This is a genomic window from Sphaerisporangium dianthi (assembly GCF_042654065.1).
Taxonomy (GTDB): Bacteria; Actinomycetota; Actinomycetes; order Streptosporangiales; family Streptosporangiaceae; genus Sphaerisporangium; species Sphaerisporangium dianthi.
This window is the reverse complement of the sequence record NZ_JBHSFP010000051.1, coordinates 24,410-34,866: the sequence shown is the minus strand read 5'-3', so window position 1 is coordinate 34,866 and position 10,457 is coordinate 24,410. Positions and strand designations below refer to the sequence as shown.

7 protein-coding genes are annotated in these 10,457 nt (G+C 71.7%); 2 read left to right on the top strand and 5 right to left on the bottom strand.

What is annotated here, in order from left to right; all coding sequences use genetic code 11:
* Positions 1-96 precede the first annotated feature (96 nt).
* Positions 97-1,701 (bottom strand): B12-binding domain-containing radical SAM protein, encoded by a 1,605-nt coding sequence (locus tag ACFO60_RS38205; RefSeq protein WP_380851462.1) that lies wholly within the window; start codon positions 1,699-1,701, stop codon positions 97-99.
* 193 nt (positions 1,702-1,894) lie between these two features.
* Between ACFO60_RS38205 and ACFO60_RS38200 the strand changes: the two genes are divergently transcribed.
* Positions 1,895-3,715 carry an ABC transporter ATP-binding protein gene (locus ACFO60_RS38200; protein ID WP_380851459.1) on the top strand — a complete coding sequence of 607 codons (1,821 nt, stop codon included), beginning with the start codon at positions 1,895-1,897 and terminating at the stop codon, positions 3,713-3,715.
* Positions 3,712-5,421, top strand: coding sequence for an ABC transporter ATP-binding protein (locus tag ACFO60_RS38195; protein WP_380851456.1), 1,710 nt, complete (start codon positions 3,712-3,714; stop codon positions 5,419-5,421). The genes ACFO60_RS38200 and ACFO60_RS38195 overlap by 4 nt, the downstream gene beginning before the upstream one ends.
* A gap of 105 nt (positions 5,422-5,526) precedes the next feature.
* Here the strand turns inward: ACFO60_RS38195 and ACFO60_RS38190 are convergent, their stop codons facing one another.
* The 4 genes from ACFO60_RS38190 to ACFO60_RS38175 form a co-directional block, all read right to left on the bottom strand.
* A complete protein-coding gene (locus tag ACFO60_RS38190) occupies positions 5,527-6,051 on the bottom strand; it encodes a flavin reductase family protein (RefSeq protein WP_380851453.1) in 525 nt (174 codons plus the stop codon).
* An 87-nt stretch (positions 6,052-6,138) separates the two neighbouring features.
* Positions 6,139-7,800, bottom strand: a complete 1,662-nt coding sequence (locus ACFO60_RS38185; RefSeq protein WP_380851450.1) for an NAD(P)/FAD-dependent oxidoreductase — start codon at positions 7,798-7,800, stop codon at positions 6,139-6,141.
* 26 nt (positions 7,801-7,826) lie between these two features.
* The gene (locus tag ACFO60_RS38180; protein WP_380851447.1) at positions 7,827-9,050 is read right to left on the bottom strand and encodes a cation:proton antiporter domain-containing protein; all 1,224 of its coding nucleotides are present in this window, start codon (positions 9,048-9,050) and stop codon (positions 7,827-7,829) included.
* Between the two features lie 5 nt (positions 9,051-9,055).
* Positions 9,056-10,333 carry an NAD(P)/FAD-dependent oxidoreductase gene (locus ACFO60_RS38175; RefSeq protein ID WP_380851444.1) on the bottom strand — a complete coding sequence of 426 codons (1,278 nt, stop codon included), beginning with the start codon at positions 10,331-10,333 and terminating at the stop codon, positions 9,056-9,058.
* Between the last annotated feature and the right edge of the window lie 124 nt (positions 10,334-10,457).

Sequence of the window (10,457 nt, the reverse complement as noted above, 5' to 3'; positions counted from 1 at the left end):
TGGTTGCATTCGTTGTCTTCCTAAGACCGCTTGGCCTCCGACTTCCCGCGCGGACGGGTGCGCCGCCGCGCACCCGTCCGCGCGGGGCCGCGGAGCTCAGAGCGGCCCGTGGTCCAGTTCCGCGCCGGCCGGCGCGAGCTCCACGCCGAGGTCGCGCAGCACGAGCAGGTTCTCGCGCACGGTCGCCGCCGCCCTGCCCAGGTCGGCGTGGTCCACGGGCGCCATGGCCATGCGCTCGACGCTCTTCTCCACCGTGATGTTCGCCGCGTGGCCGTGCCGCGGCATCAGCCAGCTCTCGTAGTCGTGCTGCCAGAGGTTGAGCACGGCCTTGTCGTTGCCGGCCCGCACCTTGTCCAGGGTCTCCTTGTGCAGCTGGGAGGCGCGCTTGTCGTCCATGCCTATGTGGGACCAGGGGGAGGCGGGGTTGTTGGGATCGTCGGCCTCGATCTTCAGCTCCTCCTTGTCCTTCCACAGCGGCATCGTCTCGTCGGTGATGGCGAACCGCGCCAGCGAGAAGCGCCCGCTGTACTCGCGCACGAGATAGTCCTGGGTGTCCTGGAACATCTCCGGCGTCTCACCGGGGTAGCCGACGATCCACATGCCGGTGTAGGACAGGCCGCCCGCGCTCATCAGCTCGACGGCCCTGCGGTTCTGCTTGGCCGAGACCCGCTTGCTCATGTACTTCAGCGTGCCGTCGTTCATCGACTCGAAGCCGATGTGCACCTGCAGGCACGACGAGTCCTTCAGGCCGGCGACCAGATCCTCGGAGCTGATGGTGTTGGCCCGGCTGAACCCCTCCCACTGCGGGATCCCCGAGCCCGGCAGGATCTCCAGCAGGCGCCGCAGCCGCGTTGGCGGGATGGTGAAGGTCGAGTCCATCGCCGAGATGAGGTCGCAGCCGTTGCGCTCGCCGTAGGCGATCCAGTCGTCGCGGATCTTCTCGGCCGACTTGAAGCGCCACTTGGGCGAGGCGGCGGGGAAGGAGCAGAACTTGCAGTCGAACGGGCAGCCGCGCATGGACTCGTAAGGCACGATCGGCGATCCGCCGAGCATCTTCGGCGAGGGGAACCCCTCCATGTCGACGTACTCGACGGGGTTCAGGCGGATCGCCTTCCCCTCGCGCCACACCAGGTTGGGCACCGAGGCCATCTCGCGCCGGCCCGCCAGCGCGTCGAGGGCGGCGGGCAGGGCGACCTCGCCGTCGCCGCGGACGACCGCGACGATCGACGGGTGGTCGCGCAGGGCGGTGTTGAACTTGAGGTTGGTGAACTGCCCGCCCGCGAGGATGGGCGTGCCCGGCAGGTTCTCCTCGATCCACCGGACGGCCGAGCCGAGCAGCGGGCCGTTCCATATGTAGGTGGTGGACAGCAGGACGAGGTCCACGTCGCAGGAGGGCGGCTTGGCGCGCCCCGCCCATACGTCGGCCAGGTCGATCCGCTCGAAGTCGTGGCCGCTGCTCTCCAGGATCGACAGGAGCGTCACGCTGGTCAGGTGCGGGGTGGTGTGCCGGTTCGGCCGCAGCAGCGCGTACCGCCTGCCGGACTGGGTGAAGCAGAGCCTGCGGAAGTCGAGGTCCGCGTGCCCGGCCCGCCGGAGCACCTCGCTCGCGCGTTCGCCGCGCTCGGCCGCGAAGAGCGAGCCCTGCAGGTACGGGGAGTTGATGTTCGCGGGGCCGAGTCCGCTCAGAAGGAGGACATGCATGTCCACCGCTCCTTACCAGGATCGTCGGTGACCACCCGGGAAGGGTGTGGACGATCGTCGCACGGCCCGTCTGGACGTTCTCTGGACCGGATCTCGACAAGGGCGGGGAGGTGCCCGCGGATGGTTGCGCGAAGTTACTGTACATGTAAAAATTGATGTTGTCCCTGCACGAGCGCCTGGAGGCGGGAGGCCCATGGCCACGACGAAAAGCCCTCGTAGCCGCGAGACGGCACCCGGCGACGGCGCGCCGCCCGCCGAGGGCGCCGCTCCCACTCCGAGGCGCATGCTCCTGCGGCTGCTGCGACCGCACCGCGCGGGACTCACCGCCGTGCTCGCCTTCCAGATCGTCGGCTCGCTCGCCGGGCTCGCCCCGCTCATCGCCGTGGTCGAGCTCGGCCGCATCCTCCTCGGCCCCGGGCCCGCCGACCACGGCGCGGCCTGGACGGCCGTGTGGATCGGCGTCGCGGGCCTGGCCGTGCGCGTCGCGCTCGCCACGGCCGCGGGCGGCGTCGCCCATCTCGTCGACGGGCGCCTGGCGCTGTCCCTGCGCAGGCGGCTGGCCCGCGATCTCGGCAGGGTCCCCCTCGGGTGGTTCTCGCGCCACAGCTCCGGCGAGATCAAGGGCGTGGTGCAGAACGACGTCGACCAGCTGCACTACCTGATCGCCCACACCCCCGTCGAGGCCACGGCCGCGATCGTCGTCCCGGTGGCCTCCCTCGCCTACCTGGTCTGGGTCGACTGGCGGCTCACCCTCGTCGCGCTGATCCCCGTCGTGCTCGGCCTCCTGCTGCGCCGCATGCTCATGACCCCCGCACGGCAGGAGCAGGGCCGCGAGATGGGCCAGGCGATGGGCCGGGTCGGCGCGGCCGCCGTCGAGTTCGTGGAGGGCATCGCGGTCGTCAAGACCTTCGGCGGCGGCCGCAGCGCCCACCGGCGCTATCGCCGGGCGTCGGAGGACTTCGCCGACTTCTTCCTCGGCTACGTGGCGGGCTCGGGCGGCCTGGCCTCGCTCGCCGCGCTCGTCCTGTCCCCGCCGTTCGTCCTGCTCGTCGTCCTGACCGGCGGCGCCGCCCTCATCGGCGCCGGGTCCCTGCCGCCGGCCGACCTGCTCCCGTTCCTGCTGCTGTCGGTCGCGCTGACCACGCCCGTCGCCGCGCTCGCGCACGGCATGGACAACATCCACGCGGCCGAGCGCTCCGCCGAACGCATCCACGCCATGCTCGCGGTGCCGCCCCTGCCCGAGCCCTCGCGGCCCGCCGAACCCCGCGGCGACCGGGTCGAGTTCCGCGACGTCTTCTTCTCCTACGAGCCGGGCCGGCCGGTCCTGCGCGGCGTCGGCCTGGTGCTCGAACCCGGGACCACGACGGCTCTGGTCGGCCCCTCGGGCTCGGGGAAGTCCACCCTGGCCCAGCTGCTGCCCCGCTTCCACGACCCGGACGCCGGCGCGGTGCTGATCGGCGGCGCCGACGTGCGCGACATCCCCGCCCAGCGCCTGTACCGCGCCGTCTCCTTCGTCTTCCAGGACGTGCGCCTGCTGCGCGCGAGCGTCGCCGACAACATCGCGCTGGCCGTCCCCGAGGCCCTCCCCGAGGACATCGTGCGCGTCGCCCAGGCCGCGGGCATCCACGACCGCATCATCACGCTGCCCAAGGGCTACGACTCGGTCGTCGGCGACGACATCCGGCTGTCGGGCGGCGAGGCCCAGCGGCTGTCCATCGCCCGCGCCCTGCTCGTGGACGCCCCCGTCCTCGTCCTGGACGAGGCCATGGCCTTCGCCGACGTCAAGACCGAGGCCGAGATCCGCGCCGCGCTGAACGCCCTGCGGCGCGGGCGCACCCAGCTCGTCATCGCCCACCGGCTCGAGACCGTCACGCGGGCCGACCGCATCGCCGTCCTCGACGAAGGGCGCGTCGTGGAGATCGGCGACTACCGCGAGCTCCTCGAACGCGACGGCAGGTTCGCCGAGATGTGGCGCGTCGGGCACACCCGCACGGAGAAGGGACCCCACTGGTGATCCGCCTGCTGCTCCGCGTCCTCGGCGAGCGCCGCTCCGGGCCGCTGCGCCGCACGATCGGCCTGATGTCGCTCCGCGCCGTCGCCGAGGGCCTGTCCTACGCCCTGCTGGTCCCGCTGCTGCGGGCTCTGCTGGGCGGCGCCCCCTCGGACGCCTGGCCCTGGCTCGGCGGCTTCGCCGGCGCCGTGCTCGTCACCTCCGTCCTCGGCTACGTGAGCGACGCCTCGGGCTTTCGCGCCAGCGCCGAGATGTCCCGGGTGCTGCACCGCGGGCTCGGCGACCATCTGGCCACCCTCCCGCTCGGCTGGTTCACCCCCGGCCGGGTGGGCGAGGTGTCGGGGCTGGTCAGCCGCAGCGTCATGGAGGTCATGGCGGTGCCCGCGCACCGGCTGCGCCCGCTCATCGACGCCACCCTCGTCCCGCTGGCCCTGGTGGCCGTGCTGTTCCTGTCCGACTGGCGGCTCGCCCTGGCCGCGCTCGTCGCCGCGCCGCTCGTCGCCGGCGTCCAGCGCTGGACGTCACGGGCCACCGCCCGGCAGGACGCCGAACGGGCGCGCGCCAGCGACGAGGCGGCCGGCCGCGTCGTGGAGTACGTGCGCGCCCAGCCGGTGCTGCGCGCCGGCGGCCGCACCGGAGAGCGGTTCCAGCTCCTCGACGACGCCTTGCACCGGCAGTGGAGCAGCGGGCGCAGGGCGGCGCTGAGCGGCGTCCCCGGCATGATCGGCCTCACCTTCTCCGTCCAGGCCGTGTTCACCGCGATCCTCGCCCTCGGCGCCTACCTCGCGCTGTCCGGTGACCTCGACCCTGTCGTCCTGCCGGCGATCCTGGTGCTCGTGGCCCGCTGCGTCGACCCGCTGCTGTCCCTCGCCGATCTCGGCGGAGTCCTGCGGGTGTCGCGGGGCGAGCTCGAACGCATCGCCGGCGTGCTCGCGGAACAGCCCTTGGCCGAGACCGAGCGGCCGCGGGTCCCCGCGCACGACGGCATACGGCTGGAGGAGGTCACCGTCCGGCGCGGCGGCCGTACCGTGTTCGACCGGCTCTCCCTGACGATCCCCGCCGGGCGGAGGCTCGCCGTCGTCGGCTCCTCGGGCGCGGGCAAGACCACCCTGCTGCAGACCATCGCCCGCTTCCACGACGTCGACGGCGGCGCCGTCCGCCTCGGCGACGTCGACGTCCGCGACATCGACCTCGAAGAACTCATGTCCCGGCTGTCCATCGTCTTCCAGGACGTCTACCTCTTCGAGGGCACCATCGAGAGCAACGTCCGCATCGGGCGCCCCGGCGCGGCCCGCGAGCAGGTGCTCGCCGCCGCCGCCGCCGCGGGCCTGGACGAGGTGATCGGCCGGCTCCCCGACGGCTGGGACACCCAGGTCGGCGAGGGCGGCGCCGCGCTTTCCGGCGGGGAACGCCAGCGCGTCTCCATCGCCCGGGCCTTCCTCAAGGACGCCCCCGTGCTGCTGCTGGACGAGGTCACCTCGGCGCTCGACCCGCGCAGCGAGGCCGCCGTCCAGGCCGGGCTGGACCGCCTCATGGTCGGCCGCACCGTCGTGATGCTGGCCCACCGGCTGCGCACCGTCGAGCAGGCCGACCTGATCGCCTTCCTGGAGGACGGCGCGATCGCCGAGCAGGGCACCCACGACGAGCTGCTGCGGCTCGGCGGCCGCTACGCCGGGTTCTGGGAGATCGCCACCGGCGCCGCGGTCTGAACGCGCACGTCGCCGAGGCGGCGGGGTGAGGGGACCCCGCCGCCTCGGCGCGCCACTCCGGCGGGGTCAGGTCACGGCTTTCGCGCGGATGACGACGCGGAGACCTCAGTAGATGAAGTCGTAGAAGAGGAAGTCGTCGCCCTCGTGCTCGGTCCACGACCCGTAGCGGCGCATGCCGTACAGCAGCGGTGCCGGGGCGCACAACTTGGTGATCATGGTGACCTCGGCCATGACGACCGCGTGGTCGCCGACGTTCTGGCAGGCGCCCACCGTGCAGTCCGCGATGGTGTGCGCGGCCTCGACCAGGTGCGGGCCGCCGGGCGCGGGGGTCCAGGGCACCTGGTCGAACCGGTCGGGGGCCCCTGAGCCGAACAGCTCGGCCGTGGACCGCCCCTGCCGGTGCAGCAGGTTCACCGCCAGCGCGCCGCTGTCCACCACCGCGTCCAGCGTGGGGCTGCCCCGGCGCAGGCACACGAGCAGGGTCGGCGGATCCAGCGCGACGCTGCACAGCGACGTGCAGGTCATGCCGCGCGGGTCGCCGGCGCCGGTGACGGCCGTCACGACCGAGACCCCCGTGGGGAACCCGGCCATCAAATGCCGCATGTCGGTGAGTTGGGTCGCGTGGGACATGAGGGTCTCCTGGTGTCAGGGTCGCGAACGCCGAGCGTCCCGCCCCATATGGGGACGGGACGCGACGGACCGGGACGACGGCGGTGCTCAGGCGAGCTCGGCCTCCTCCTCCGCCTTGGCGCGCGCCATCCCCTTGCTGGCATTGATCATCCGGGGGCCGATGTCCGCCGGGGCGATGGTGCGCGACCATTCCTCGGCCGCCTCCATGCGCTCCTTCGTCATCGCGAAGCAGTGGTTCTCCGGCAGGCCGAACTTGTCGGCGTGCGCGATGAAGTCCACCCCGCGCACGAACTCCAGGATCTCCCCGGCCGCGGCCGCGGGCTTCACCGTTCCCGCCTCGACCGACTGGCACAGTTCGCGGGTCAGGGCGCCGAGCCGGTTGAACCCCTCGCTGATCGGGAGCGGAGACCCGGGGTGCCCGTACTTCTCGCCCTCCAGGAACACGGCCGGGTCGCCGCTCTCCACGTACCGGTAGTAGGCGTCCTCGACCATCATGTTGCCGCTCATCGTGCCGAGCATCCAGGTGCGGTTGACCGCGTTCCACAGCTCGTAGTCGCCGAAGCCGACGAAGGAGCTGTAGACCAGGTCGTCGTGGAAGTCGAACAGCCCCTGCTGCAGGTCCTCCACGTACTCGAACCGCTCCTTGGACCAGTCGCCGTCCTTGGCGGCCGCGATGAGGCGCCAGCCGAGGGCGTTCACCACCGCCAGGGTGTTGGCCAGGCCGCGCGAGTACAGCGCGTCGATGAACCCCGCCGCGTGCGAGGTGAGGCAGTAACGCTCGCCCACCACGCGCTTGGTCGAGTACTGCAGCCGGTCGGTCGACACCCACGGCCGCACGGCCTTGGCGCCCTCGAACTGCCAGGCGATCTCGGGGAAGCGGTCGAGGAAGCCGGCGAACTCCTCGGCCGGAGGCGTCTGGCCCTTGGGGAACTTCCTCGGGTCCAGCGTCAGGCCGACGCTGCAGAGCGGGTTCGGCGCGCCGGGGTAGTTGTCGAAGGGGATCACCCAGAGCCAGCCGCCGTCGAACACGTGGTGCAGCGTCCCGTGGTGCCAGGGGTCGGGGTGGACGTGCCGGCGCGCGGTGGGGGAGTCGTCGAACGGGCGCACGCCGATCATGTGGGTGAACAGGCAGCGCGAATGCGTTCTGGCCCGGGTGGGCGTCTCGCGCAGCTCGAACTTGTCGGCCAGCGGCGATCGGAACCCGCTCCCGTCGACCACGTAGTCGGCGCGGAACTCCTCGCCCCGGTCGGTGCGCAGCACCGCTCCCTCGTCCGGGTCGACCACGATGTCGGTCACGCGGGTGGCCAGGCGCGGCTCGGCGCCGTACTTGACCGCGAGGTGGAACAGGTACGCGTCGACGTCCTGCCGGAACAGGTGCGTCTCGGTACGGAACACGACCGGGACGACGAGCTGGTTGATCTCCTCGGGGATCTGGCTCTGTCCCTCGCGGTGGTAGACGAAGCCGAAATTCTGCTTCTGCCCGCAGTTCGGGGAGACCTTCTTGATCGTGCCCTTGAAGTTCGACAGGTACTTCAGCTCCGGGACGCCGTAGCGCTCGCCGATCAGGCGGGCCATCCCCGAGGTGTAGGGGATCGTCGACTCGCCGACCGCGAACCTCGGGTGGGTTCCCGCGTCCAGGATGAGGACCTTCACGCCGTTGCGGGCCAGGACCGCGCCCAGCATCCCGCCGGCCATGCCACTGCCCAGGATCGCCACGTCGTAACGGTCCGCCGCACGGGGAATCGACACCGCACTCACCTTCCCTTTCTTGTCGTTCACGCGGCGGGCTCAGGCTCCCGCGCACGGGAGACCTCGGAGATCTCCACCGGCTTGGTGTAGACGAGCGACAGCAACGGCCCGGTCAGCACGGTGGTGACCACCGCCATCACGACCATCAGCGAGTAGAGCGTGCCGCCGATCAGGCCCGCCTGGAGTCCCACGCCGAGGATGACCAGCTCGGTCAGCCCGCGGGTGTCCATCAGGACCGCCAGGCCCGCGGCCGGGCGGGGCGCCAGGCCGGCGGAGCGTCCGCCCAGGTAGGTGCCGCCCAGCTTGCCGGCGATCGCCACCAGCAGCACCAGGCCGAGCCGCGCGAAGTCGTCCCCCGCCAGCTCTCCCAGATTGACGTTGAGCCCCGCGACCACGAAGTAGACCGGCAGCAGGACGCCCGCGACCTGCTCGACCCGTCCGTGCAGGGGCGCGTGCGCCGCGCCGGGGTCCAGGCGGGGCAGGATGGCGCCGAACAGGAACGCCCCGAAGATGAAGTGGATGCCCATCGCCTCGGTGGCGGCGCTCGACAGCAGCGCGCCGCAGAGCGTCACGGCGAACGCGCCGCCGGCGGACATGGACGCGAGGACGCGGCGCAGCGACGGCCGCACGGCGAACACCATGAACGCCGCGAACGGCACGATCAGCGCGGTGCGCCAGGAGTCGCCGCCCGAAGAGGAGAACGCCTGCACCGCCGCGAGCGCCGTCCACGCCACCACGTCCACGGCCGCCGCCGTAGCGATCGCGATGACCCCGAGCGTGGTGCCGCTCAGCCGGCGGTCGGTGATGATCCGCGCCAGCACCGGGAACGCCGTGACCGACAGCGCCAGGCCGACGAAGACCACCGAGGTGCCGGACGTGCGGCCTTCCAGCAGGTAGGGCGCCGCCGCCAGGCCGAGACAGAAGGGGACGAGCATCGAGCCCGCGGCCATCCGCAGCACTCCCGTCCCCCGGCCGCGCAGCGCCGAAGGGTTGATCTCCATCCCGACGCCCACCATGAACAGGACCAGTCCGAGGTCGGCGATGCCGACGAGCACGGTGCGGATCTCGTCGGGGAACAGCACCCGGTCCAGCGCGCCGTGGAACAGGGTCGGCCCGAGCAGGACCCCGGCGAGGATCTCGCCGACGACCGGCGGCTGGTGGAGCCGGACGGCGATCCGGCCGAGCGCCCAGGCCAGCACGAGGATCAGCGCGAGATCGACGAGGAGGAGTTGCACCTGGCCACTGGCCATGCCGGTCAGACCTGGGCCGGAGCGGAGACGGCCGCCTGCTCGACCAGGTCGTCGAGCGTGATGTGCAGGGCGTGGTGCTTGCCGCGCAGGCCGGAAAGGAGCGTCACGAAGTCGGCGGCGGGCGTGTTCTTCCCCTCCGGGTCGATCACCTGCTGCGCCATGGCGTGGTAGTGCTCCTTGGTCTTCGTCCGGTCGTAGAAGCCCTCGACGAAGGTGCGGATCTCGTTGAAGAAGTTGCGGTAGGCGGTCGCGTAACGGTCGAACGCCGGGTCCTCGATGGCCGGGTAGGTCAGCACCTTGTCGACGACCTTGGCCAGGATGCTGCCCGCCGTCGTGGCCAGCGCGACGCCGGTCGAGATCAGGGGGTCAACGAACGCCGCGGCGTCGCCCACGCACACCCAGCCCTTCCCGTGGAAGGTGTGGTTGGTGTACGACCAGTCCCGCGCGGTGCGGAAGCCGGCCGACTGCCGGGCGTCGCGCAGCATGTGCTTGAGCCTGGTGGTGTTGCGCATCTGCTCGGCGAACAGCGCCTCCAGCGGCTGCTTGGTCTCGTTCACCAGGGACGACGGGGTGACGAAGCCCACGCTCAAGGTCCCCTTGTCGATCGGGATGCCCCAGAACCAGCCGGCGTCGATGCCCTCGATCAGGATGTTGGTGTACTCGTCTCCGGCCAGGCGCTCGCAGTTGTCGAAGTAGGTCCACACGGCCACGCTGCGGAGCTTCTCGTGCCAGGTCATCTCGGAGTACCGGCGGGTCAGCACGCGGGCCTGTCCCGACGCGTCCACCACCAGCCTGGCCGTCGCCTCATAGGTGTCGCCGGTGCCGCGGATCGTGTAGCGGACGCCGGTGACCCGGCCGTCCTCCTCGATGGGCTCCTTGACCGTCGCCTCCTCGATGACGAAGGCCCCGAGCTCCTTGGCCCGGTCGAGGATCATCGCGTCCAGGTCGGCGCGGCGGGTGTGGTAGGCGTACTGGTGCTCGCCGCCGTCGATGAAGGAGAAGTTCCAGGACGCCCGGCTGTTGCCCCACACGAACGTGCCGCCGTACTTGCGCTCGAAGCCCCGGGCCTCCATCCGGTCGGTCAGCCCCAGCTCCTGCATGGGCCCCATGACGACCGGGATCAAGGATTCGCCGACGTGGTAGCGGGGGAACCGCTCGCGGTCGATGACGAGCACCCGGTGGCCGCGCTGGGCGAGCAGCCCCGCCGTGGTGGCGCCGGCCGGGCCGCCGCCGATGACGATGACGTCGTAGTCGCTGGCTACGCCGATGAGATTGGACGGCATGATCGGCCTTCCGATCGTTGCGTGCCGCCCCCCTCACTGGCGTGAGCGACCACGGCACTGCGCTGTCTGGGCCCCGCCAGTGTCGGTCGCCGCGCCTAGACGCTTTCTGGAGAGCGTCTGGACG

Excerpts from the sequence above, each read along its gene's own strand:
- ACFO60_RS38205 (WP_380851462.1), bottom strand. The coding sequence starts at position 1,701 with ATGCATGTCCTCCTTCTGAGCGGACTCGGCCCCGCGAACATCAACTCC.
- ACFO60_RS38200 (WP_380851459.1), top strand. The coding sequence starts at position 1,895 with ATGGCCACGACGAAAAGCCCTCGTAGCCGCGAGACGGCACCCGGCGAC.
- ACFO60_RS38190 (WP_380851453.1), bottom strand. The coding sequence starts at position 6,051 with ATGTCCCACGCGACCCAACTCACCGACATGCGGCATTTGATGGCCGGG.
- ACFO60_RS38180 (WP_380851447.1), bottom strand. The coding sequence starts at position 9,050 with ATGGCCAGTGGCCAGGTGCAACTCCTCCTCGTCGATCTCGCGCTGATC.
- ACFO60_RS38175 (WP_380851444.1), bottom strand. The coding sequence starts at position 10,333 with ATGCCGTCCAATCTCATCGGCGTAGCCAGCGACTACGACGTCATCGTC.